The sequence below is a fragment of the Shewanella sp. DC2-4 genome (genome assembly GCF_013248875.1).
Classification (GTDB): Bacteria; Pseudomonadota; Gammaproteobacteria; order Enterobacterales; family Shewanellaceae; genus Shewanella; species Shewanella oncorhynchi.
The window spans coordinates 3,624,678-3,649,902 of sequence record NZ_JABRVR010000002.1; the positions used below are offsets into that span (position 1 = coordinate 3,624,678).

Consider the following 25,225-nt stretch of genomic DNA (forward strand, 5'->3'; position numbering starts at 1 on the left):
ATTGTTATCGGCAATAGTGCACAACATTAAAGTAAAGCCATGTCACCCTTATCTTCAAGCCAGTTTTTACGGTCCGGCGAACGCTTCTTAGCGAGCAACATATCCATCAAAGCATCCGTTTCTTCGATGTCATCTATCGTCAACTGTACTAAACGACGGGTGTTTGGATCCATCGTTGTTTCACGAAGTTGTAAAGGATTCATCTCACCCAAGCCCTTAAAGCGGGTGACTTGTACCTTACCCTTTTTATTCTCAGCGGCAATACGGTCTAAAATACCCGCTCTTTCTGCCTCATCTAAGGCGTAATAAACCTCTTTGCCGATATCAATACGGAACAACGGCGGCATAGCAATATACACATGACCCTGCTCAACTAAGATGCGGTAATGCTTCAAAAATAGCGCGCATAACAAGGTAGCAATGTGCAGTCCGTCTGAGTCGGCATCCGCAAGGATACAAATCTTGCCATAACGTAATTCAGAGATATCACTACTATCGGGATCGCAACCAATCGCGACCGAAATATCATGGACTTCCTGTGAAGCTAACACCTGTGAAGCATCTACTTCCCAGGTATTCAAGATTTTGCCACGCAGCGGCATGATGGCTTGAAACTCACGATCGCGGGCCTGTTTAGCACTACCACCCGCAGAATCCCCTTCCACGAGGAATAACTCTCCGCGCATCGGATCTTGGCCACTACAGTCTGTTAGCTTACCCGGCAGTGCAGGTCCCGAAGTCACCTTTTTGCGAGCCACTTTTTTAGCGGCCTTTAAGCGGCTCTGGGCATTATTAATGCACATTTCGGCTAAGGATTCAGCTAACTCGGTATTTGAGTTCAACCAGAGTGAGAATGCGTCACGCACAACGCCAGACACAAAAGCAGCACATTGGCGACTAGAAAGCTTTTCTTTTGTTTGACCAGCGAATTGCGGTTCTTGCATCTTCACCGACAATATAAACGCGGCGCGATCCCAGATATCTTCGGGTGAAAGTTTAATGCCACGGGGAATTAAATTTCTGAACTCACAGAACTCCCGCATAGATTCCAATAAACCTTGGCGGAAACCATTCACATGGGTACCACCCAGTGGAGTCGGAATTAAGTTAACATAACTCTCACCAATAGATTCGCCGCCTTCAGGCAACCAAGTAATGGCCCAATCTGCAGCTTCTAGTTGACCTTTAAAGCAACCCACAAACGGCTCTTCTGGCAATCTTAAATTGTCACCGATAGCCGCCTTTAAATAATCAGTTAGGCCGCTTTCATAGAACCATTCATGGACTTCGTTTGTCTGTTTATTGGTGAATTTAATCCGTAAACCTGGACACAGTACCGCTTTAGCACGAAGCAGATAAATCAGTTTTGAATTTGAGAAGTTAGCCGAATCAAAATAGCTCGCATCGGGCCAAAAATGCACTCTAGTCCCCGTATTACGACGACCACAGGTCCCTGTTGGGCGTAAATCTTCAACCTTAAATCCATTTTCAAAAGCGATGTCATACACTTGGCCATCACGGCGAACCGTGACTTCGACACGGCGCGACAAAGCGTTAACCACCGAGATACCAACACCGTGTAAACCACCGGAGAACTGGTAGTTTTTATTCGAAAATTTACCGCCAGCATGCAATTTGGTCAGAATTAACTCAACCCCAGGAATGCCTTCTTCTGGGTGGATATCCACCGGCATACCACGGCCATCATCAGTGACTTCGAGGGAGTTATCTGTATGTAGAACAACTTCAATTTTTGTCGCGTGACCTGCCAATGCCTCATCGACACTGTTATCTATGACCTCTTGGCCCAAATGGTTAGGTCTGGAGGTGTCGGTATACATACCTGGACGGCGTTTAACAGGATCGAGTCCGTTGAGAACTTCAATGGCGTCAGAGGTGTATTGATTTGTCATAGGGCACGCTATAGGTTGTTATATCCGGCCATGTTGCGGCTCGGCATGTCAGTTTGTCAAGGTAAGTGTAAAAATTGGCTTACAGTTTGCAGATGCGACTCATAACCAACAAAGCTGTGATCACCACCCGCTTCAACTCGCAATTGACAGTGATGATACTTATTGACCGCTTCGCGATAATCCAGCACATCATCACCTGTCTGCAATAATACCAAAAAACGATCCGGATTGCGGATCACAGCCGTATTAAATTCAGCGACTTCAGACTTATGCTCAGGTAAGACAAGATAATGCTGTTCAGTGTAAGGATTGAATTGCGGCCCCATAAACTCATCGAATAACTCAAAGGGTTTTACCGCTGGATTAACTAACACCGCTTTGCCACCGTAGGTTTCGGCTAAATAGCTGGCGAAATACCCGCCTAAAGATGAGCCTATATAAGTTAATGGCTCGTTGGCATCAATCGCCGCCTCAACATAAGCGGTTAAGAGCACCATCGCAGCCTTAGGTGTATTGGGTAATTGGGGCTGATGGAAGGCCACACTAGGATGATGCAGCGCCATGTACTTAGCCGTCATCACAGCTTTATCTGAAAATGGAGAACTATTAAAACCGTGAATATAAAGCAGCATATTTCCTCAGGCTGCGGCTATTCGCGTTAATAACCGCTAGAGTTGTTGTCGGGGGAAAAATGGTTACCCGGTACGCGATACACTTTAGTGTTGATGCTACCATCTGCTTTCAACTCCAGCAAACGATAACCCGGTTGAACGCCATCCAAGGCAAAATAAGGCGATAACGGCTTAAATTGAATACAAGTGGAAGGTGTCGCCATCAACTGCAACGTGCCATGGGGCCCATTATGATGGGTATCAATACATTGGTGCACATGTCCCCAGAGCAATCCTTTGACCTGCGGATACTTTGCCACTCGCGCGATAAACTCGGCGCCATTGTCCATGCAGTGCTGATCCAGCCAAGTACAATTCACAACGATGGGATTGTGATGCATCACCAGTAAAGTATGGCATTCAGGATGTGCGGTAATGGCTTCATCAATTAATTCGAATTGAGTCTCGGCCATATTGCCGCCAGGCTTTCCCCGCACGGTTGAATCCAACATGAGGATTTGCCAGTTTCCCGCCAGAATACGCTGCTGCCCAAAAATCTGTTCACCCTGCATATGCAGATACATGATCCGTGGATCGTCATGATTTCCAGGAAGATAATGGCAAGGTAAGCCAACGGGGGTGACTGCTTTCACAAATTGCTGATAGGACTCAGCCGAATAGTCTTGACTCAAATCGCCCGTGGCGAGCATCAAGTGAGCAGGATAGTCCACAGCTCTAATCGTATTTAATACGGCAGCAAAACTTTTGCTAGTATTAACTCCTAATAGCTGAGCTTCAGGATCGGCAAAAAGATGCGGATCTGTGACTTGCACGATACGCACGCTTTCCCCTTCAGCTATGGAGTAAGAGACAGCCTCTTTCAGCACATTGAATACCCAATTCTAAGACTGGCACACGACACTGTGTTGGTAACCAATCTTTAATAACTCTTCCAGGAATGCATTCACCTGGTACTTTTCATCACTTTGATACATGCGTACATTGGGATAATCATACACTGGGCGTAATTGGTAAATCTGTTGGCCAGTTAACACTTCTGCTAATTTAGCATCGTGATAAATTCTCACTAACACCTTGGGAGTATTGATAAACTCCTTGATTTCGATGGGACGAGATATCTCAACTAGCTGAGTATATTTGGTATTTTCTAAAATTCGCACTACTAATATACCAAACTCACCTTCGAGTCGCCATGACTCACCGATAGCTATCTCTAACGGTAACCATTTCAACATGTAGCCATAATTACGCCCGCACAGTGCTAAAAAATCACTGACGTTGGGTTTATAGCGCCGTTTTAGACTCGAAGTAGCCAAATTCATCCCAACTTAAACCAGTTGCTGATAGTTTAATTGTAACCATTGTAATCCAATAACGGTCGACGCATTATCAATCTCGCCCGCAACCACTCGCTCATAAGCTTGCTCGCGGCTCATAACATGCAATCGAATATCTTCGTGCTCTTCAGCTAATCCATGCAATCCACGGGCATCGTTTGAATCGACATCAGCCCAATAGAAATAGAAACGTTCTGTACTACCACCTGGGCTCGCTAAATAGCTATTTACACTGTGTATTTGCTTAGCCATTAAGCCAGTTTCTTCCATTAATTCTCGGTGTGCAACATCCAGAGGCGTTTCTGCGGGCGCAATCATACCCGCGACTAACTCAAGAAGCCAAGGAGATTTAGCGGTTGCTAATGCAGGAAAGCGTACCTGTTCAATGAGTACGACTTTATCTTGCTTGGCATCATAGGGAAGGACGACCACAGCATGACCCCGTTCAAACACTTCGCGAGTGACAGGCTTACTCCAGCCACCAGCGAATAATTTATGCTTGAAAGTGTATTCGTCCATTGAGAAAAAACCTTGATAAAGGGATTTTTTTCCTAAGATCTCAATATCCGTTTGCGAAAAAACAGGGGGTTTCATACTCTATCCTTAAAAGTTAAATTTGCGCCTATAATCAAGGCAATTTGAGCACATTTTTAAAATAAAATCTGTTACACTTCGAATTTGACTTGAAAGTGTCAGAGTTCTTAGACTCTAGGTCATTAAGTTTTAGCTGTATCGGGAAGCGTCGGGAAGCGCAAACCGCCTTGGTAAAGGCATTACTTAGTCTAAACGAAGTTAAAATATTCCTCCGTGGGGGGATTTTGTCTAATAAGGACAGCAAATGAAATTTAAGATCCATAATTTATGCGCAGCATTAACACTTGCGGCTTCCGCTTCAGCGGTGCAAGCAGATGATTTGTTGCAAATTTATCAGCAAGCACTGACCAGCGACCCGCTCGTATTGCAAGCCCAAGCCCAGCGTAATGGTTTGTTTGAGAAAATCGAACAAAACCGCGCTCCGCTGTTGCCAACCATTAGTGCAAATGTCGGTTATGACAAAGCTTGGAATGATCCGAAGGATGATGCAAGTGGTCTAGTAGGTAGCCTGAAATTAAATCAAGTCATCTATGATCACAGTGCTTGGGTTGGTTTAAGTCTTGCTGAGAAAGCCGCTTCTCAAGCTGATTCCGCTTATGCTTCAGCATTACAAAACTTGATTACTCGTATCACTAAAGCCTATTTCGATGTATTAACGGCGAAAGACAACTACGAGTTCCAAGGTGCAGAAAAACGCGCAATCGAGCGTCAACTTGAACAAACTAAACAACGTTTCGCAGTGGGTTTAACCGCGATTACCGATGTGCATGAAGCTCAAGCGCAATATGACTTAGCCTCAGCCACTGAAATTTTAGCCGAAAACACGCTCGCCAATAGTTATGAAGCCTTACGTGAAATCACCGGCATCGATCACAAGACGATTAATGTGCTAGATACCAACCGTTTCTCAGCCGTTACGCCAGCGCCAACGTCATCTAGCGAATGGTTAAAAATTGCTGAAACCAATAGTGTTGATTTAATGACTCAACGTATTGGTAAAGATATTGCTCAAGAGACCATTAAGCTTTATCAAGCAGGCCACATGCCGTCTTTAAGCTTAAATGCCGGTTACAACAAAGGTCTTGAGCAAAAAATGGGGAATCTCAACGAACCTGATTTTGATAATGTCAGCGTTGGTGTCAACTTAAGCATTCCGATTTTCGAAGGTTTTAAAGTCAGCTCACAAGTTAATGAAGCACAATTCCAGTATGTTGAAGCAAGTGAAAAGCTTGAGCAAATTTACCGTGGTGTAGTGAAAAACGTTCGTAATAACTACAACAACGTAGGTGCTTCTATCAGCTCAATCAAAGCTTATGAGCAATCGGTTATTTCATCAGAAAGTGCCCTAAAAGCCACTCAAGCGGGTTTCGAAGTGGGTACTCGTACTATCGTTGATGTTTTGAACCGTACCCGTGACTTGTACGACTCAAAACGTAAATTATCCGATGCGCGCTATAGCTACATCAACTCAGTTGTTGCACTAAAGCAAGCTGCGGGTACATTGAATGAAGATGATGTTATCGCCATCAATAATGGCTTGATTGCACAGTAACAACGCTCTCAGTCATTAAGCATAAAAAAACCGCCATTTGGCGGTTTTTTTATGCTTAAAAGTTAAAATCAACAAAATTAGAAGTTGATTTCAACACCCGCAAAATAACCTTTAAATTTAGTATCGGCACTCACACCCGAGAAATTACTCACATCGAATAAAAATTCACGGTAGCCTACACGCACACGGGTATCGACGGCCAAACCATCAAATTGCCAACCTAAACCAATAGCATAGTCGTGCACGCTTGACTCATTGACGCCCTGCATCAAATCAGCAAAACCGTACAAGCCTAAGCCAGGCATACCTACATGCGTACTGGCGTAACCCATCACAATACCGCTATCGACATCTTTCTCTTCAGGATGGCCAGGATCTTGCACGCGCAGTGAACCATTCATTAACTTGTATGCAGCACCAAGGTCCAATGACACTATGTCGTTGTCCAATATTTCGTAGTACAGCACGAAGTCTGTGTTACTCAAATCAGTATAAGTGGTAACATTGCCGTTAAAATCATGACCATTGAAGTTGAAATCAGCATCCGACATGCCGCCTTTCTGATCTAGGCTATTTTCACGGATTTTAATATTAGGGACAAATGGCAATGGGTGCTCAACTGCAATCCAATAACTGCCTTGAGCAGATGAACTGTAATCAAATGTTTGTTGTGGTTGACCTTTATCAGCAAAAGTACCGCTAGTATCGGCGCGCCAGTAATCACCACCAATAGTAAAACCAACCACAGTTGCCGCTTGGGCAGATGAGGCCATACAGAATCCTAATACCGCACTGGCGAGGAGAGTTTTTTTCATAATTAACCTTGAGATAGCAAGTTCGTTAAATCAATCACCGCGGCATTCGCACGGGATACATAGTTAGCCATAACCAATGAATGATTAGCGACTAAGCCAAAACCGCTGCCATTCAGCACAACAGGGCTCCAGACAGTTTGCTGAGTAGCTTCCAGTTCACGAATGATCTGTCTTAGGCTCACTTCAGCATTTTTCTTCTTTAAGACATCTGCAAAATCGACTTCAACAGCACGCATAAAGTTCAACAACGCCCATGAAGCACCACGGCTCTCATAGAAGACATCATCAATTTTCCACCAACTGGTTTTTACCTGATGGCTGGTCAAATTTGGGGTTGATTGACGCGCCGAATTGTCACCAGCTAGGTCTGTATTTAAGCGCTCTTGGCCAACGCTGGCAGATAAACGCTGTGACATACTGCCCAGACGTTTCTGCACTTCTTTCAACCATTCATTAAGGTTGTCAGCACGGGCATAAAACTGTGCATCTTGATTATTAGGGTCCATCATGCGGGCACGATAAAGCTTCAGCAATTTGATTGCATCGCGATATTCGCTTTCGGCACTGGGTACTAACCAGCTAGTGTGGTCAATATTGAGCTTAGATTGGGCTTCGCCTAAATCTTTGTCCGCCGCAGATTGTGACTGTGAGCGGCTAAACTCTTTACGCATAATCAAGGCTAAATCACGGGCTTGCTCCAAAGCACCATATTCAAATGCGGGCATGTTATCCATGAAGATGGAAGGTGGCATCACATCGTTTGATAACCAACCACCTTGCTTATCGAGTAAATTTTCGACAGTGAGGATTAGCGATGTAGTGGTAGCGTACCCAACAATATTCTTATTGGATGCTGTTAATTGTTGAGGGCTAATCGGATCCGGTTCGATACTCCACCATACACTCACGCCATAACCGATTAATACTAAAAATAAACCGACCCCGGTAACTTTTTTCCATGTAATTTGCATCAAGCGACTCCTTAATGATGGTGATGATGCTCTTGCTCTGCGGCGTTTTCTACTGCTTTACTAACAGGCAGGGTAATTGCCATTTTCTCGCCACCGTCAAACTCTAATTGCAGTTCAACTTGTTGCTCTAACACCAATGGCGCTTTTAAGCCAAGCAACATGACGTGATCCCCTGACGGCGTTAACGTTAATGTGCCATGGGAGGGGATGTCAAAACCTTCAACATGGCGCATCTTCACCATGCCTTGGTCTTCGATAATCGTGTGTAATTGGGCATCCTTTGCCACAGTCGTACTGACACCGATAAGACGAATCGCTTTATCTGTGTGGTTTTCAAGCGTAAAGTAAGCGGCAGTATTTGGTACTGTCTCAGGCATGGCGCGTATATGACCTTCAGTCATGACTACGTTCGCCAACGCTGAAAATGATGCACAAGATAAAACTAGACAATTAAACAGCTGTTTGAATATTGGTTTCAATGTCTTAAACTCCATGTCTACCCAATGTCGTCGTAAAGGAAACAACCCATGAGTCATATACAGGTTCAGGATGATCAGGGCGTGCGTATTATTAGCTTTAATCGCCCTGATAAACGCAATGCACTTGATCTTAATATGTATAAACAACTGACAGAATACCTGATCGAAGGTGAAGCAGACAACGACATTCGTGCCTTTATGCTCCATGGCCAAGATAATTGTTTCACCTCAGGCAATGATGTTGCTGACTTTTTGAAAAATAGTGACTTAGGGCCAAATCATCCCGCAGTACGTTTCTTATTTTGTCTGCTCGAACTCAAAAAACCTCTGGTGGCTGCTGTTTCTGGTGCCGCCGTCGGTATAGGTACAACCGTACTGCTACATTGCGATCTGGTATACGCTGACAACACGGCGAAATTTCAACTTCCCTTCGTCAACCTGGCTCTCGTGCCGGAAGCGGGGGCTAGCCTACTCTTACCAGAACTCATTGGTTATCAAAAAGCGGCTGAGTTACTGCTACTTGGTGAAAGTTTTAATGCCGAGACGGCCCATAGACTCAATATGATCAACGAAATTGTGGCCCATGAAGATTTACTCAGTTATGCATTATCTCAGGCAAAAAAATTGGCCAATCAACCGCCACAAGCACTACAAATCACACGTCAATTAATGCGTCCGCATAAAAATCGTGTACAACACCAAATGCACCAAGAACTTGAACAATTTAGCGCTAGGCTAAAAAGTGATGAAGCCAAAAGCAGATTTCAGGCTTTTTTGAAAAAGTAGTCTGCAAGGCAGTATGCACATACATGTCGCATGAGGGTCAAAGTGCCCTCTTGTTGATAGGTTTAATTGCAACATTTTAAATCACAACAAGCCACTTATGAGCTCATCGAACGCCAGCCATCACGGCATGCTTAGGCTGGTTTTTTCCATTGGTCAACTAACAATGCTAAAACAAAGTAAATTAGCAAACTTACACTCGGCATAAATACAACTGCACCAGCCCACACCGCACGAGTCCAAAAACAAGACCAATCAAATTTCCACGCCATGCCTGCAGCAACACCACACACTAACCGCTCTGGACTCTCCATACGCACTTTTAATCGTTTCATCTAAAACCTCGGCTCAGTTCATCGCTAACTTATTTATCACTAACACTATGCCACTGAAACCAGCAAATAATGCCTGAAAACAACGCAAGACTAATTACAGGTAACAGTAGCAATGTCATCAAAGGTGCTACAAACCACATAAGCAGATCCTTTACTTAGCGCTATATTCATCGGCACCTGCCGATTCACCTTTATTTTCAGCGTTTAAGCTAAGTTGACTGTTAAAGTCATAAATACTTTCAGCCAGTTGTGTTTGCAATGACATCACAAATTCACGCTTTACACTGACGAACAACTCTTGTGTCTGCGCAGTTAATGTTTGCTCAATAGTTCCCACAACATCTGATATTGGTGCGGCTTCTGCGTGTGCTGCAACGCTACCGACTAACGCGCCTAATAACACACTCATTTGTACTGATTTTTTAATGGTTAACGTAAACATGATGGCATCCCTTTCGATTAATTAACTTGACGAAGGGACTATTACAAACTGCGTGCCAACTTATAAAAATATTTTTAAGATTATGATTTTAATCATTTTAAAAAATTTATGTGGACAAAATGAGATATAGGGATGGATTGGAAAATAACAAGTGGTGAAAAATACTACTCAAATTAGTAAATTTCACCATCTTTTAAGTCGAGTGGAATTACTCTACAACTTCAGCCTGAATATTCTGAAAAGCCTGCTTTACCACTTCTATCCCAGCGCCGTTTTTATGGGCATTTTCGCTCAAATAACGGCGCCACGCACGGGCACCCGGTAAGCCTTGGAATAACCCGATCATATGGCGAGTAATATGATTAAGTCGCCCACCCGACTGCAAATGTGCTTCGATATAAGGCAACATAGCCTCAATCACAGCCTCGCGGCTGATCACTGCTTTTTGACTGCCACACAATATTTGATCCACCTGCGCCAGAATATAAGGATTCTGATAAGCCTCGCGCCCCATCATTACTCCATCGAGCTGCACTAAATGAACTTGTGCTTGCTCGAGAGTTGTTACGCCGCCATTAATACCAATATTAAGTGCAGGATAATCACGCTTAAGTTGATACACACGCTCATAATCGAGCGGCGGGATCTCGCGATTCTCTTTTGGGCTTAACCCTTGAAGCCACGCCTTACGCGCATGGATAGTAAAATCCGTACACCCTTTTGCACTGACCACATCAATAAACTGGGTTAAAAACGCATAACTATCTTGTTCATCAATTCCGATACGCGTTTTCACAGTCACAGGAATATCAACGACTTGTTTCATGGCGTCAACACACTCAGCCACTAACTCAGGTTCCGCCATCAAACACGCGCCAAAGCGACCATTCTGCACTCGATCGGAAGGACAACCCACATTGAGGTTAACTTCATCGTAGCCTCGCTCAGCAGCGAGTTTAGCGCAACGAGCCAAATCTAAGGGATTAGAGCCACCTAACTGCAACGCCAAAGGATGTTCTTCTTGGTTATACGCCAAGTAATCACCGCGACCATGCAATATCGCTCCTGTTGTCACCATCTCCGTATATAACAAAGCATTAGCCGACATCAAACGTGCAAAATAACGATAATGACGGTCCGTCAAGTCCAACATGGGCGCAATGGAAAAGGTCCTAACGATTGGAATAGCTGATATAACAGGGTTTTTACTCATTTTAGATTGAATCATCACGCTCACATTTTAAGCTGTTTTTACACATTTGTGCATTTGTCTAATTGCCGGGCATCCTGTGAGGTATCCCAAATTATAAGATTGAGCGCTCAAGATGGTGTTCCCAGTAATTGACCTGAAAACACGTACTGAACAACACACTACAAATGCGTCGTTAGGGTGAAGCAAAAAAGTGAGACAGTTTACAGCGAACATCGTACTTTTACAAAGTCAGCTAAGACACTCAAGGCCAAGACGCCTTTTTGATAGCACTCCACAATGCCGAAAATAGCCATATAAAATGGGATTACGTAAGACGCGATGGGATAGAGAGTTGAGTAGCAACGCCTTCTCACAAGTTCAAGTGCAAATAAAAGTCGAGTTACTCCATAAAAAGGCTAAAAAACTTTGCAGCATCGGCACTCATGAGCCACTATGAATGGGGCTAATGCAGCCCATTTTTGTATGTATAAGACGTAAAACAACGCTATTTGACGATAAGTGTCTTCCAAGCAAACTTATAAACCATCATACAAAACGGTCTAAACAATAAAGGGCACGGTTATATGGAGCTTTAGCGGCCTATAACTCAGATAAATGATAAGAATATCTTTAAATTAGCCTCACATTTATAGCTGTCTCATCTAAGCTGATAGAGTGTGATCAAGATTGCTGTCGATAAGCAACTTTTCTAATAGCCTTAAGCAATGCCATTACTCCATGGTTTAGGCTCAAAAGAGGACAAACTTAGGCATGAACGTTAATTTTATTAATCCTTTCCTCCAATCTTTGCTCAATGTCATATCTACGATGGCGAGCATGGATTTGACGCCGGGCAAACCCCAAATCAAAGTAGATAACTTAGCTAAAGGTGATGTATCCGGCCTAATAGGTCTTGTTGGACCCCAAACAAAAGGATCACTGTCGATTACCTTCGAACAAAAGCTTGTTTTGCAGATAATGCAGAATATGCTTGGCGAAAACCCGGGTAAAATTAACGAGGAAGTGACTGACTTAGTAGGCGAAATTACGAATATGGTGACTGGTGGTGCAAAAAATCTTTTGGGTCAAAAAGGCTATGAATTTGAAATGGCCACTCCTATGGTCGTATCAGGAAAAGGCCATACTATTTCCCATAAAGCTAATGGCACTAAGATTATCATGCCATTTACAAGCCCGCATGGTACTGCTTATATTGAAATATGTTTTGAAAACTAATAGCTTAAATGCATCAAGCCAGTCAGCTCAAAATACATTAAATATCCTGTCGCTCTGGATCTTATGTTTCATTCGCTTATTTAAAGCCAGATAACAAAGATCAGAACGGCTGGTTTACCGTAACCTGAATTGAGATATTTTTATCGTCTATTTTGCCGCCTAACACCAGTTCAGCACAGCTTCATCCTCAGGTCCAAAACATATTGCGTCGCCAATGATGAACTGCAAACCACTATTTTGCTTATCTCAGCCCTACAGGTTCGATACTTCTCCCGCTAACAAATAACTATAATTCATAGTGTTATTTGCAGTAACCATTCGTGTAGAGGCAATTATTCATCCTGACACTTTACATAAAAGAAAACGGTGTTTAATCACCGTTTTCTTGCTAAAAAGTGTCCCCAAATACTTCCATTTGTCAGGGTTAAGCTAAGCAAACAGCAACCCTTGGCGTAAGCTTAGTAACTAATTCATAAGCGATAGTGCCGATATGTTCAGCGACTTCCTCCACGGGTAATGCCTTACCCCACAGCAATGCACTATCCCCAACTTTATCTTGCGCACCTTGACCTAAGTCAACGGTCAACATGTCCATAGAAACACGGCCAACTATGGGTACGCGGCGACCATTGACCCACACGGGTGTGCCTTCCGGTGCATTGCGAGGATAACCATCACCATAACCAATCGCCACTACGCCTAAACGAGTATCTTGCTTCGCGGTCCAGAAACAACCATAGCCCACTGGCTGATTGGCTTTATGATCCCGTACCGCAATCAACTGTGATACCAATTCCATCGCAGGAACTAACCCGTGATTCGCACCGCAATCACCAGTAACAGGAGATACGCCATAGAGTGCGATACCAGGACGGATCCAATCGCCTTGGCTCTGAGGCCAATACAAGACACCAGCAGAGTTGGCTAAGGTTCTAAATCCGGGCAAGCCTGCCGTTAACGTATTAAAAGCCGCCATCTGCACTGAGGTATAGGTGTTTTCAGGCTCGTCCGCACAGGCAAAATGTGTCATCAAATGGATCGGTTTTGCCACATTTGGACAGGCCATTAACCTTGCGTAAACCGTTGAAAATTGTTCGGGCGTAAAACCTAAACGATGCATGCCTGAATCCACTTTAAGCCAGACAGTGACAGGTTTTGACAACACAGTTTGCTCTAACATTTCAAGCTGAGAGCTGTGGTGCACTACAGTGTCAATATCATGCCCGACGAGTAACGGAAGATCGGTGGCACGGAAAAAACCTTCTAGTAATAACAAACGCGCTGTCACGCCGCCCGCTCGTAATTCTAAGGCCTCATCCAATCGTGCTAGGCCAAAGCCATCGGCACTGACTAAACAATTAGCGACATTCAATAATCCATGACCATAACCGTTCGCTTTAACGACGGCCATCACACGACTCGCTGGTGCCTGTTGACGCAACGCAGCGAGATTGGTTTGCAGTGCACTACTGCTAATTTCTGCACGGGGAAAAGGGTTCAAAATTTACCTTGTTTACTCAGGAAATAAAAAGTCACGGATATAAAAAATACATCAATACAGCTCATCTTCTGCAAACGCAAACTGACTGTTTTTAAACGTCAATTAATCTTCTTCAAACTGCGGCCCAGCATAATTATCGAAACGCGAAAATTGCCCTTGGAAAGTGAGCCGCACTCGACCAATGGGGCCATTACGTTGCTTACCAATGATGATTTCTGCCGTGCCTTTATCTTGAGAATCGTTGTTATACACTTCATCACGATAAATAAACATGATGAGATCCGCATCTTGCTCGATAGCGCCCGATTCACGCAAATCCGAGTTAACAGGACGTTTATCGGCCCTTTGTTCGAGCGAGCGGTTAAGCTGCGACAGGGCAATAATCGGGATTTCCAACTCTTTGGCTAATGCTTTCAGCGAGCGTGAAATTTCAGAAATTTCTAAGGTACGGTTATCTTTTAAGGCGGGCACCTGCATTAACTGCAGGTAATCTATCATGATCATAGATAAACCACCGTACTCACGGGCGATACGACGCGCGCGGCTGCGAACTTCTGTCGGGGTTAATCCCGAACCATCATCAATATACATTTTACCTTGTTCGAGCATGATCCCCATGGTCGATGAAACCCGAGCCCAATCTTCATCATCGAGCTGACCAGTACGGATTTTGGTTTGATCAACGCGGCCCAAGGAGGCCAGCATACGCATCATAATCTGTTCTGACGGCATCTCGAGACTGAAAATAAGTACGGGTTTATCTTCATTCATCGCTGCTTGTTCGCACAAGTTCATCGCAAAGGTGGTTTTACCCATAGAAGGACGCGCCGCAACGATAATCAAGTCGCCAGACTGAAACCCTGCCGTCATTTTATCGAGATCGTTAAAACCGCTCGATACTCCAGTCACACCGTTGTGGGGGTTATTGTAAAGCTGCTCAATCTTATCAACGGTTTTTTCCAGAATAGTTTTGATACCTTCGGGACCTTCGTTAGCATTAGTTCGCATCTCGGCGATCTTAAATACTTTACTCTCAGCAAGGTCGAGTAATTCACCCGAGTCACGACCTTCTGGGTTATAGCCCGCATCGGCAATCTCATGCGCGACGCGGATCATGTCACGAACGACTGCACGTTCACGGACGATTTCAGCGTAAGATAAAATATTACCCGCACTTGGGGTATTTTTCGCAATCTCACCTAAATAGGCAAAACCGCCGGCATCTTCTAATTGATTTTCAACTTCTAGCTGTTCAGAAACCGTGATCAAATCGATCGGTTGCCCTAAATCGACCAATCTGTGCATGGCAGAAAAGATCATCTTATGTGAGCGAGAGTAAAAATCCTCTTTTACGACAGCCTCAGCGACCCTGTCCCACGCTTCGGCATCTAACATCAAGCCGCCTAATACCGATTGTTCAGCCTCAATTGAATGCGGTGGCAGCTTGAGTCCATCAAGCTGCAAATCTCTTGGCTTACTTTTAGGCTTAAAAGCACCTTGTTGTGACATTAACGCTCCCGATTTCCAACAACTTAACAAAATATGATATAAAACCCGCGTCAAGCAAACAGGATGTTTACACTCGCCTGTTATTTCATTCCAACGGACACTCTAACAATCAATAAGGAAAGAACATGCGTATTGCATTGGTTGCGGCCTTAGTACTGACATCCGGCATAGCAACTGCCGACGAAGGACAATGGCAACCTTATCAAATGCCTTCAATTGCAGACAAACTCAGTGAACGCGGAATTGATATTCCGGCAGAAAAACTGGCCGATCTGACAAGTTATCCAATGAACGCTGTGGTTGGGCTGGGCTATTGTACCGCCAGTTTTGTCTCCCCCCAAGGGCTAGTTGTGACAAACCACCATTGTGCCTACAAGGCGATACAATATAACACTAAGCAAGAGCATAACTACCTAGAACAAGGCTTTTTAGCAACATCGATGGACAAGGAACCCTCTGCCGGTCCTAACGAACGTTTATACATCACAGAAGCAGTGACCAATGTCACCGCGCAAATCAATAAAGACCTCAGCCAAGACCCGCTAAGTCGTTACGAAGACATTCAAAATCACAGTAAAGCGCTCATCAAAAGCTGTGAAGCCGATGCTAACTATCGTTGTAATGTGCGCAGTTTCCATAACGGCTTAGAATACTACTTAATCAAGCAATTGATGATCCGCGATGTGCGCTTAGTCTACGCACCACCTGAAAGTGTTGGGGGCTATGGTGGCGATATTGATAACTATGAATATCCACGCCATTCGGGTGATTTTGCCTTCCTACGAGCTTATGTGGGTAAAGATGGCAAACCTGCTGCTTATAGCGACGATAATATTCCTTACCAGCCAAAGAGCTACCTTAAGGTCAATGCCGATGGCGTAAAAGCCGGTGATGGCGTGTTTGTGGCGGGTTACCCAGGCACGACTAGCCGTTACAACCTGACCAGTGAACTTAAATTTGCCAGTGATTGGTTGTACCCAACCCAAGCTAAGCGTTATCAATTACAGATTGATACTATCGAGGCTATGGGACAAAAAGATGCCGATATCGCCATTAAGTACGCAGGTAATATGGCCTCAATGGCCAACCGGATGAAGAAACTCAACGGCCTATTAGCGGGTTTTAAAGCAACGGATATCATTGGCATTAAGCAAAGCCGTGAAGATAATTTTTTAGCTTGGCTTAAACAAAACCCTAAGCTAAATCAAAATCTCATTGCTGAGTTAGAAGTGTTACTCGCCGAGCAACAACAAGCATTCCAAAGTAATTACTACTTTACCAATGCCCAATCTAGCACATTGTTAACCGCAGCAAACAGCCTCTACCGTCTTGCTAAAGAAAAACAAAAGCCCGATGCCGAGCGTGAGCAAGGCTACCAAGAACGTGATATTGCTATGTTAAGCTCACGTCTTAAACGTATCGATTCAAGTTTTGATGTCACTGTTGATAAGACTTTGTGGCTACAGGATTTAAATGCTTACCTTAGCCAATCAAATCGCGTAGCAGCACTCGATGAGATGCTAAATGTGAACACGAAAGATGCCGATCTCGCAGCTAAACTCGATGGTTTGTACTCACTCACTACGCTCACAGACCAAGCTAAGCGCCTTGCGTGGATGAATGCCGATGCTAGCGCTTTCGAAACCAGTGCAGATCCCTTTATTCGTTTAGCCGTAGCACTTTATGACACGAATATGGCACAGGAAAAGTCAGAAAAAATCTTAGACGGCAAGCTGTCTAGTGCTCGCCCTGATTATATGGCGGCCGTGATCGAATACTACAAAGCAAACAACTGGCCAGTCTATCCTGACGCCAACGGTACGCTACGGATCAGCTATGGCATGGTTGATGGTTATCAATCACGTGATGCGCTCTATAAACAGCCGTTTACTCGTCTTGATGGCATAGTCGCAAAACACACAGGCGTTGAGCCCTATAATGCGCCGAAAAAACTCCTCGATGCGATTAGCGAACAACGTTTTGGCGATCATCTGGTGAAGTCGGTTTATCAAGATCCCCGCGGCTGGATTTGCAGACTCTTCTCTTGTTTAGATAAACCAGAAGAATTTAACTCAGTACCTGTTAACTTCTTATCGAGTGTGGATACCACAGGTGGTAACTCCGGCTCACCAGTATTCAACGGAAAAGGTGAGTTAGTGGGCCTTAACTTCGACTCAACCTATGAAGCTATCACTAAAGATTGGTTCTTCAACCCAACCATCACCCGTGCAGTGCACGTGGATATTCGCTATATCCTGTGGATGATGGATGAAGTCGACCATGCCGATAACTTAATCCAAGAATTGGATTTAGTGAGAAATTAATACCTTGAGCTAAATCCGTTGCTCTAAACAAAAAGCCGCTCACTGTTATGCAGTAAGCGGCTTTTATTTGGGCTCGTATTTTAGCAGCGAATACACTTTGGGATGATGAGATTGAATGAGTAGGCGCGTATCACCTATCGCTTAAATCCATCGCAGAGCCGATATCAAAACCTAAATTTCAGCTATAAAAAAACACCGCCGAAGCGGTGTTTCTCTTAAGATTAAAGCAAGGAGTAATTAAGCTTCTGCAACGATAGAAACTTTAACAACAGCTTTAACTTCAGTGTGTAACTGAACTTCAACTTCAAAGTCGCCAGTAGTACGCAGAGCGCCTAATGGTAAACGAACTTCTGATTTAGCCAGCTCAACACCAGCAGCAGTCACTGCATCAGCGATGTCACGGTTGCCAACTGAACCAAACAGTTTGCCTTCATCACCCGCTTTAGAAGCAATAACAACAGCTTCCAGTGCAGTGATTTTCTCAGCACGTAGGTTAGCAGCAGCTAATTCAGCAGCTAATTTAGCTTCTAATTCAGCGCGACGAGCTTCAAATACTTTAACGTTGCTTTCGTTAGCAACAACAGCTTTACCTTGTGGCAAAAGGTAGTTACGAGCGTAACCAGCTTTAACAGTAACTTGGTCACCCAAGTTGCCTAGGTTAGCGATTTTATCAAGCAGAATAACGTTCATTATCAAATCCTCTATATTCGATTAGGAATACTGCAATTACTGATGTAAATCAGTGTATGGCAGTAGAGAAAGATAACGAGCACGCTTGATAGCGCGAGCTAGTTGGCGCTGATATTTAGCACTAGTACCAGTGATACGGCTAGGAACAATCTTGCCGCTTTCAGTGATGTAGTTCTTTAAAGTAACGATATCTTTGTAATCAATTTCTGCAACACCTTCAGCGGTGAAACGGCAGAACTTGCGACGACGGAAATAACGTGCCATGTTGACAGTCTCCTAAGTTTTCAATTCGACATTTTCGGCATGGATGACTAAGCGGTTCTGACCATTACGCCCCTGTTGAAGCGTCATAAAGCCTTGCACTTGTACTTCCACACCTGCTTTCAGATCTTCTGCGACGCTTTCAAAGCGTGGGCCACTCAATATCACTTGAATTTGTACGTAGACGTTGCGGAGCATTTCGGCTTCATAACGCTGCGATTTGTGTTCCAACATAATTACACTATGTGCAATACCTGCTGGGCTTTTAAAGCGTCTTGAACGAGTTATCGTTCCTGACAACACCAAGTTATTGGTGGTCACAGATTACCTTACTCAGCGATTTCTTCAGCGTGAGCTTCATCATATGAGCGTTCGCCAGCTGGGCCACGACGTGAATCGCGCTCATCTCTAGCTCTAGCCATTGGAGATGCTTCAGTAACGGCAACTTTAGTACGCATTACCATGTTACGCAGAACTGCGTCGTTGAAACGGAAAGCTGTTTCTAGCTCTTCGATCGTCTCTGCTTTAGCTTCAACGTTCATCAGAACGTAGTGAGCTTTATGCAGGTCAAGGATTGGGTAAGCCAGTTGACGACGGCCCCAATCTTCTAAACGGTGGATTGTGCCGTTAGCTTCGGTGATAACACCTGTGTAACGCTCAATCATACCTGGTACTTGTTCACTTTGATCTGGGTGAACCATAAATACGATTTCGTAATGACGCATTTATTGCTCCTTACGGTTATGTAGCCTCGGTATTGGCTCAGTCAAACCAAATGGAGGCAAGGAACGAAAAATAGTGACTGATTTGAGCGCGAGATAGTACAGAAAGCAAGCCAGAAACTCAAGCAATAACTTTGCCTCGCCAATCAATACAGGTATGATGGCGGTTCGCCTACATTCGGACGTCTGAAATCAGCTAACCAAGAATAAAACATAATGCTAAAAGTTATTACGCCAATCAGTTTGTTTTTCCTTTCATTTCCTGCGCTTGCGCTTGTTCCACCTGATTATCAGGAACCGCCCAGCGATTTTACCGCGGAAATCGAAGCTGGCTTGCAACTGAACACAGGCAATACCGAATCCAGCAGTTTTAATGGTCGAACCCAACTGATTTACGATACAAAGCAAACCAAGCAAGAAGCCACACTAAAAGCCTATTTTGCCTCAGAAAAAAGTCAAACAACCTCCGAAAAATATGAGCTACAGTTACAATCGAGCTATAAACTGACTAAGGGTTATGTCTTCGGACGTGGTGATTTTACTTGGGATCAATTCGGTAGTTACACGCAAATATCAACGCTTTCGAGTGGTTACGGTTTCAATGCTATCAGTAGTTATAAAACAAAACTCAGTCTCGAGTTCGGCCCAGGTTATCGATATAACTTACCTGCAGAATCGGTAACCATCCCCAGCCCTGATGCCGAAAAAGATGTCATTCTTCGTACCGCTGCCAAATTCTCTCAAAAACTACAGGAATACAGCAGTCTCAATGCCGATCTCACCGCGGAAGTGGGCGAGAACAACAACACCCTCACCTTAGATATGAACTATAAAAATCTGGTGTTCCAAGATTGGGCATTTAAGATCGGTATGAACATCAAATACACTGAAGTGGTACCAGAAGGAAGCCAACCCATGGATACCATCACCACCTTCAACTTGCTTTACACTTTTAGATAACTCTTTTTAAAAAATACGACGAAATACATAGAGTAAGATGACGCTAATAGCCTACTCGGCTGGCGTCTATGTGAATGCTTTACAAGCATCCCCTTGAGTGTTCCGACATAATTCAGTGATTTTTTGAGCAGAAATGCGCAATTAATCAAGATTTACCAACAATTTGCAACACAACATAAACACTAACCCCTGATATACTCACTCCTCATTATCAATCTAGTTTGTGTTTTCGGAGTTGTATATGACTAATCCGCTGCGCACTTTCGCCTCTTTATATAGCACCACATTATTAATGGTATTAGCCGGCGGCTTGCTTACCACCTATCTTGGGCTCAGGCTCTCAGTGATGAATGTGCCACAAATATGGATTGGCGGCATGATGTCGGCCTACTATGTTGGCCTAGTGGCAGGCTCTAAGATTGGTCATCGACTTATCGCTCAAGTGGGCCATATCCGCGCCTTTGTCGCCAGTGCTGGCATAGTCGCTGCATCGGCATTAGGCCATGCACTCGTGGATGAGCTAGCGGTTTGGCTGCTCCTCAGACTCGTGGTCGGCATGGGGATGATGTGCCAATACATGGTGTTAGAAAGTTGGCTTAACGAACAAGCTGAAAGTAATCAAAGGGGCACAGTGTTTGCGAGTTATATGATCGTATCTTACTTCGGTTTAATCTTGGGCCAAGGTGCGATCAGTATTTTCCCCGAATTAGGACTAGAGCCACTACTGCTTATCGCAATTTGTTTTTCACTCTGTATCGTACCGATTTCACTCACGCGTCGTCTTCACCCTGCGCCCTTAGTTCCTGCCCCACTCAAAATTGCCTATTACTGGAAAAAAGCGCCACAAGCACTCACGACAATCGCGATTGGTAGCATGATAGTGGGTTCGTTTTATGGTCTCGCTCCCGCCTACGCCAGTAACTTAGGTTTACCACCTGAAAAAGTCGCCACGTATATGACGGCAACGATTTTAGCGGGATTACTGGCACAATGGCCAATGGGAAAATTGTCCGACATTATGTCCCGCAGTCGCCTTATCCGTATCAACTGTATATTGCTCGGTATCTTAGCCTTAGCTATCGCTTTAACTCCCTATCACCCGGTGATTTCGCTGGTGATGACCTTCCTATTTGGTATTTTAGGTTTCACTTTTTATCCGCTTGCCACAGCGCTTGCCAACTCTCGAGTAGAGCAAAATGAGCGGGTCGGCTTATCAGCAACAATATTATTAACCTTCGGCTTAGGCGCCAGTATCGGTCCGCTTATCGCATCGACATTAATGCAATGGTTTGGCAATAACATGTTATATGGCTTTATGTCAGCCTGTACCTTAATACTCTTTGTGCGTTTACGTTATGTACATTCACAGCAAAAAGTCGAAACCAATGTCACCCAAGACTACATAATGGCGACGGGCGACTTAGTCTCGTCACCACTGGCGGCAGCGTTGGACCCACGGGTTGATGTTGAATCAATTCAAGAGCATATGACGCCAAGCGCTAACTTAGATGAATCGGAGCATGATTTAGGGGCCGATGGCGTCGATGACGATATTATCGATGATAATGACAGTGATGAGGAACAACTCGCCTTTAGTTTCGATATTGAGCAAGCAGAGCCTGAAGCCGCTCAAATAGATGAAACTGATAGCAATCAGGTTAACCTAGACAAAGCGATGACGTAAAAAAGGCCAATAAAAAACGGATTAACTTTATATCGTTAATCCGCCTTTTTATTACGACCAGTTGTTACTTCAAGCCTGATACTGCATATGTGAGATCAGGCAAACGTGAGCATATTAGCTACGACGCTGACGCACTGCTTCAAATAGGCAAATACCCGTTGCAACCGATACGTTCAAGCTAGACACACTACCGGCCATAGGGATAGAGATCAGTGAATCGCAAGACTCACGGCTTAATCGGCGTAAGCCTTTGTCTTCAGCTCCCATAGCAATCGCCAATGATCCCTTGAGATCCGCTTGATAAAGCTCGCAATCTGCCTCGCCCGCAGTGCCCACAATCCACACACCTTTATCCTGCAGGTGACGCATAGTGCGCGCAAGATTAGTCACTTGGAATAAAGGTACTGTTTCCGCAGCGCCACATGCCACTTTACTCACAGTCGCAGTTAAGCCAACTGAATTGTCTTTAGGCACGATAATACCTTGTACGCCAGCCGCATCGGCATTACGTAGGCAAGCGCCTAAGTTATGGGGATCCGTCACACCATCCAAGATCAACAGGAATGCTTGCTCAGTGTTAGCAAGCAGCACATCTAAATCTTGCTCATTCAATACTTTCGCCGCTTTAACGCGCGCGACTATGCCTTGATGTTGGCTGCTTTCCGCTTTGTCATCTAAGGCTTTACGAGAAGCGACTTGAATCGTCGTGCCAAAGGCTTTGGCCTGATCGGCCAGCACAGTTAAGCGCTCATCGTCACGACCTTGTAACAGCCACAACTCAATAATGCGCTCAGGGCTGTGTTTTAACAGGGCTTCAACTGCGTGGATCCCAAAAATAATATCTTGTTTTTTCATTTATTTCTTTCTCGTGCTCCGCTTAGCGGCTTTTGGCTTTTTAGCCGGATCTTTTACTGCTGCTTTTTTAGCTTTAGTGCCAGCTTTGGCCTTAGGTTTGGTTTTGCCTGTTTCAGCCTTGGCGCTAGATACCGCGGTTTTGCCTGCTTTACCTTGCTTAGCGCCTTCACGATTAACGCGCTCACGGGCTGTCATCGGCTTATCACGGCTGACAGATGCTTTACGTTTACCACCTTTGCCGTCATCACCCAGCATAACCAAATCAATCTGTCTGTCATCTAAGTTGACTGCAGCAACCTTAACCGTCGCAGGATCGCCGACTTGATAAACTTGACCTGTGTGCTCACCGATAAGACGTTGACGCATAGGGTCGAATTGGTAGTAATCGCTACCTAGACTTGAGATATGCACTAAGCCATCGATAAACAGTTCATTTAAGCGCACAAACAAACCAAAACTGGTCACTGAGGCAATCACAGCTTCAAAGGTATCGCCGACGTGATCTTGCATAAACTCGCACTTCAGCCAATCGCTAACATCGCGAGTCGCTTCATCGGCACGACGTTCTGTGGTTGAACACTCTTCGCCTAATTTGTCGAGCTCATCGAGCTGATAATGATAGCCACCATCCTGCGTCCACTTCTCAGTGGCTTCGCCCCTTTCCTTCGCCAGTAAATAACGGATCACACGATGTAACACTAAATCCGGATAACGGCGAATGGGCGAGGTAAAATGCGCATATTCTTCTAAAGCCAGACCGAAGTGACCTTCGTTATCCGGAGTGTAAATTGCCTGACGCATAGAGCGCAGTAACATCACTTGGATAAGTTCAGCATCAGGGCGGTCGGCAATTTGCAACATCACATTCTGGTAATCTGACGGCGTTGGCTCAAGTCCGCCGGGCATGCTTAAACCACGCTCAGCAAGGAACTCTTTAAAGTTTGCCAATTTTTGCTCGGATGGCGCTTCATGCACACGATACAAGACTTCGCCTTTGTGTTTCTTCACAAACTTAGCTGCAGAAACGTTGGCTAAAATCATACATTCTTCAATGATTTTATGGGCTTGATTACGGCCACGCGGCACGATTTTATCAATCTTGCGCTGCTCATTGAAAATGAACTGCGTTTCCATGGTTTCAAACGCAATCGCACCACGCTCGGCTCTTTGCTCATCGAGCGCTAAATACAATGACTGTAAACACTGCAAATGCGGGAACAAAGCCTCATGCTCAGGCGCAATGGGGCCGCCTTCTAACATTGCTGCCACTTGGGTATAAGTGAAACGGGCATGGGAATACATCACAGCCGGATAAAACTTATAACCTGATAACTTACCTTTAGCAGATACGGTCATCTCGGCGACCATACATAAACGGTCGACGTGGGGATTAAGCGAACATAGGCCGTTAGAGATTTTCTCCGGCAGCATAGGGATCACTTGCGATGGGAAATACACAGAGTTACCACGGGCACGCGCTTCGGTATCCAAGGCAGAATCGGTACGCACATAATAACTGACGTCGGCAATCGCAACCCATAAACGCCAGCCGCCACCGGCTTTTTTCTCCGCATACACGGCATCGTCAAAATCGCGGGCGTCTTCACCGTCGATAGTCACTAATGGCAGATGACGTAAATCCACACGACCGACTTTATCGGCGTCGGTTACTTCATCGGGAATACGGCGCAGTTTCTTCTCGATCACAGGTGACCAAGTATGGGGTAAGTCATAGTTACGCAGGGCGATTTCGATTTCCATCCCCGGCGCCATTTGCTTACCAAGCACTTCAGTCACTTTACCCGCAGCCTTAACAAAACGACCTGGGCGACGCGTTAATTCAACCACAACCACATCGCCTTGACGGGCGCCGTTGCGATCTTCATTCGCGACTAAGATTTCTTGGGTTATACGCTTATCATCGGCAATGACAAATGCCATACCGCTATCAACATGATAACGGCCAACAATTGCAGCACTGCGCGGCTGGATCAAACGCACCAAACGTGCTTCGCGACGACCACGACGATCTGTGCCTGCTTTTTGCGCCAGCACTTTATCACCGTGGAAATACATCAGCATGTCGCGGTTCGAAATAAATAAGTCATCACCGCCTTCATCGGGTTTGAAAAAGCCGAAGCCTTCTCTGTGTCCGAGCACTGTGCCGGGGATCAGATCCATTTTCTCGGGTAAGCCATAGCTCTGCCCACGGGTGAACACAAGTTCGCCATCGCGTTCCATCGCACGTAGGCGACGGCGCAGGGCCTCAAGTTGTTCTTCCTCTTGGATGTTTAACGCCGCGGCAATGCTGTCACGAGTGATAGGTGATTTTTGAGAACGTAAGTAATCGAGAATATACTCACGGCTTGGGATAGGGTTTTCGTACTTATCCTGTTCACGCTCAAAATGAGGGTCTTTGATCATTCAATATCCAAATA

The 25,225-nt window shown here is 44.8% G+C and carries 25 protein-coding genes; 6 read left to right on the forward strand and 19 right to left on the reverse strand.

Annotated features, from left to right (window positions below; all coding sequences use genetic code 11):
* Window positions 1-26 precede the first annotated feature (26 nt).
* The 5 genes from parE to nudF are packed head-to-tail and all read right to left on the reverse strand — an operon-like array spanning window position 27 to window position 4,476.
* Window positions 27-1,913: a DNA topoisomerase IV subunit B gene (parE, locus tag HQQ92_RS16505; RefSeq protein ID WP_105251473.1), complete on the reverse strand. Its 1,887-nt coding sequence runs from the start codon at window positions 1,911-1,913 to the stop codon at window positions 27-29.
* A 56-nt stretch (window positions 1,914-1,969) separates the two neighbouring features.
* The gene (locus HQQ92_RS16510; protein WP_173246860.1) at window positions 1,970-2,545 is read right to left on the reverse strand and encodes a YqiA/YcfP family alpha/beta fold hydrolase; all 576 of its coding nucleotides are present in this window, start codon (window positions 2,543-2,545) and stop codon (window positions 1,970-1,972) included.
* 26 nt (window positions 2,546-2,571) lie between these two features.
* Complete coding sequence (gene cpdA, locus HQQ92_RS16515) at window positions 2,572-3,411, reverse strand: 3',5'-cyclic-AMP phosphodiesterase (protein WP_173246864.1); 840 nt, start codon at window positions 3,409-3,411, stop codon at window positions 2,572-2,574.
* A 15-nt stretch (window positions 3,412-3,426) separates the two neighbouring features.
* Window positions 3,427-3,867, reverse strand: coding sequence for a DUF1249 domain-containing protein (locus HQQ92_RS16520; protein WP_105251470.1), 441 nt, complete (start codon window positions 3,865-3,867; stop codon window positions 3,427-3,429).
* Between the two features lie 6 nt (window positions 3,868-3,873).
* Window positions 3,874-4,476: an ADP-ribose diphosphatase gene (gene nudF / locus HQQ92_RS16525; protein ID WP_028759445.1), complete on the reverse strand. Its 603-nt coding sequence runs from the start codon at window positions 4,474-4,476 to the stop codon at window positions 3,874-3,876.
* Window positions 4,477-4,720: 244 nt separating this feature from the next.
* Here nudF and tolC point away from each other — a divergent pair, with 244 nt between their 5' ends.
* Window positions 4,721-6,028 carry an outer membrane channel protein TolC gene (gene tolC, locus HQQ92_RS16530; RefSeq protein WP_105251469.1) on the forward strand — a complete coding sequence of 436 codons (1,308 nt, stop codon included), beginning with the start codon at window positions 4,721-4,723 and terminating at the stop codon, window positions 6,026-6,028.
* A 77-nt stretch (window positions 6,029-6,105) separates the two neighbouring features.
* Here the strand turns inward: tolC and HQQ92_RS16535 are convergent, their stop codons facing one another.
* Genes HQQ92_RS16535 through HQQ92_RS16545 form a run of 3 tightly spaced genes read right to left on the reverse strand, consistent with a single transcriptional unit; the run spans window position 6,106 to window position 8,308 of the window.
* Complete coding sequence (locus tag HQQ92_RS16535; RefSeq protein WP_173246867.1) at window positions 6,106-6,843, reverse strand: TIGR04219 family outer membrane beta-barrel protein; 738 nt, start codon at window positions 6,841-6,843, stop codon at window positions 6,106-6,108.
* A 2-nt stretch (window positions 6,844-6,845) separates the two neighbouring features.
* Window positions 6,846-7,814, reverse strand: coding sequence for a DUF2333 family protein (locus HQQ92_RS16540; protein WP_105251468.1), 969 nt, complete (start codon window positions 7,812-7,814; stop codon window positions 6,846-6,848).
* A gap of 11 nt (window positions 7,815-7,825) precedes the next feature.
* A complete protein-coding gene (locus tag HQQ92_RS16545; protein ID WP_113941529.1) occupies window positions 7,826-8,308 on the reverse strand; it encodes a copper chaperone PCu(A)C in 483 nt (160 codons plus the stop codon).
* A 33-nt stretch (window positions 8,309-8,341) separates the two neighbouring features.
* On the opposite strand from HQQ92_RS16545, the gene HQQ92_RS16550 reads away from it, so the two are divergent.
* Complete coding sequence (locus HQQ92_RS16550; RefSeq protein WP_028761866.1) at window positions 8,342-9,079, forward strand: enoyl-CoA hydratase; 738 nt, start codon at window positions 8,342-8,344, stop codon at window positions 9,077-9,079.
* Window positions 9,080-9,210: 131 nt separating this feature from the next.
* Here HQQ92_RS16550 and HQQ92_RS16555 read toward each other — a convergent pair whose 3' ends face one another.
* The 3 genes from HQQ92_RS16555 to dusA form a co-directional block, all read right to left on the reverse strand.
* On the reverse strand, window positions 9,211-9,411 hold the full coding sequence (locus HQQ92_RS16555; protein WP_173246870.1) for a PspC domain-containing protein: 201 nt from the start codon (window positions 9,409-9,411) through the stop codon (window positions 9,211-9,213).
* A 151-nt stretch (window positions 9,412-9,562) separates the two neighbouring features.
* Window positions 9,563-9,853, reverse strand: a complete 291-nt coding sequence (locus HQQ92_RS16560) for a hypothetical protein (protein ID WP_173246873.1) — start codon at window positions 9,851-9,853, stop codon at window positions 9,563-9,565.
* Window positions 9,854-10,061: 208 nt separating this feature from the next.
* A complete protein-coding gene (gene dusA, locus HQQ92_RS16565; RefSeq protein ID WP_254306333.1) occupies window positions 10,062-11,081 on the reverse strand; it encodes a tRNA dihydrouridine(20/20a) synthase DusA in 1,020 nt (339 codons plus the stop codon).
* A gap of 735 nt (window positions 11,082-11,816) precedes the next feature.
* On the opposite strand from dusA, the gene HQQ92_RS16570 reads away from it, so the two are divergent.
* Window positions 11,817-12,281, forward strand: a complete 465-nt coding sequence (locus tag HQQ92_RS16570; protein WP_105251417.1) for a chemotaxis protein CheX — start codon at window positions 11,817-11,819, stop codon at window positions 12,279-12,281.
* 424 nt (window positions 12,282-12,705) lie between these two features.
* Here HQQ92_RS16570 and alr read toward each other — a convergent pair whose 3' ends face one another.
* Window positions 12,706-13,782, reverse strand: coding sequence for an alanine racemase (alr, locus tag HQQ92_RS16575; protein WP_173246876.1), 1,077 nt, complete (start codon window positions 13,780-13,782; stop codon window positions 12,706-12,708).
* A 102-nt stretch (window positions 13,783-13,884) separates the two neighbouring features.
* Entirely contained in the window at window positions 13,885-15,291 is a 1,407-nt protein-coding gene (dnaB, locus tag HQQ92_RS16580) for a replicative DNA helicase (RefSeq protein ID WP_105251415.1), read from the reverse strand.
* 125 nt (window positions 15,292-15,416) lie between these two features.
* On the opposite strand from dnaB, the gene HQQ92_RS16585 reads away from it, so the two are divergent.
* The gene (locus tag HQQ92_RS16585; protein ID WP_173246879.1) at window positions 15,417-17,615 is read left to right on the forward strand and encodes a S46 family peptidase; all 2,199 of its coding nucleotides are present in this window, start codon (window positions 15,417-15,419) and stop codon (window positions 17,613-17,615) included.
* Window positions 17,616-17,852: 237 nt separating this feature from the next.
* Here HQQ92_RS16585 and rplI read toward each other — a convergent pair whose 3' ends face one another.
* Genes rplI through rpsF form a run of 4 tightly spaced genes read right to left on the reverse strand, consistent with a single transcriptional unit; the run spans window position 17,853 to window position 19,291 of the window.
* Complete coding sequence (gene rplI, locus HQQ92_RS16590; protein ID WP_113939970.1) at window positions 17,853-18,305, reverse strand: 50S ribosomal protein L9; 453 nt, start codon at window positions 18,303-18,305, stop codon at window positions 17,853-17,855.
* 36 nt (window positions 18,306-18,341) lie between these two features.
* A complete protein-coding gene (rpsR, locus tag HQQ92_RS16595) occupies window positions 18,342-18,569 on the reverse strand; it encodes a 30S ribosomal protein S18 (protein WP_006083042.1) in 228 nt (75 codons plus the stop codon).
* Window positions 18,570-18,581: 12 nt separating this feature from the next.
* Complete coding sequence (priB, locus tag HQQ92_RS16600) at window positions 18,582-18,887, reverse strand: primosomal replication protein N (protein ID WP_105251411.1); 306 nt, start codon at window positions 18,885-18,887, stop codon at window positions 18,582-18,584.
* 8 nt (window positions 18,888-18,895) lie between these two features.
* Window positions 18,896-19,291: a 30S ribosomal protein S6 gene (gene rpsF, locus HQQ92_RS16605; protein ID WP_105251410.1), complete on the reverse strand. Its 396-nt coding sequence runs from the start codon at window positions 19,289-19,291 to the stop codon at window positions 18,896-18,898.
* Window positions 19,292-19,504: 213 nt separating this feature from the next.
* On the opposite strand from rpsF, the gene HQQ92_RS16610 reads away from it, so the two are divergent.
* Together HQQ92_RS16610 and HQQ92_RS16615 are read left to right on the forward strand one after the other, a co-directional pair.
* On the forward strand, window positions 19,505-20,248 hold the full coding sequence (locus HQQ92_RS16610) for a YdiY family protein (RefSeq protein WP_173246883.1): 744 nt from the start codon (window positions 19,505-19,507) through the stop codon (window positions 20,246-20,248).
* A gap of 241 nt (window positions 20,249-20,489) precedes the next feature.
* On the forward strand, window positions 20,490-21,932 hold the full coding sequence (locus HQQ92_RS16615) for an MFS transporter (protein WP_173246886.1): 1,443 nt from the start codon (window positions 20,490-20,492) through the stop codon (window positions 21,930-21,932).
* A 114-nt stretch (window positions 21,933-22,046) separates the two neighbouring features.
* On the opposite strand, the gene rlmB is transcribed toward HQQ92_RS16615, so the two are convergent.
* Entirely contained in the window at window positions 22,047-22,787 is a 741-nt protein-coding gene (gene rlmB, locus HQQ92_RS16620) for a 23S rRNA (guanosine(2251)-2'-O)-methyltransferase RlmB (RefSeq protein WP_028759536.1), read from the reverse strand.
* Window positions 22,788-25,211 (reverse strand): ribonuclease R, encoded by a 2,424-nt coding sequence (gene rnr / locus HQQ92_RS16625; protein WP_173246889.1) that lies wholly within the window; start codon window positions 25,209-25,211, stop codon window positions 22,788-22,790.
* Window positions 25,212-25,225 lie beyond the last annotated feature (14 nt).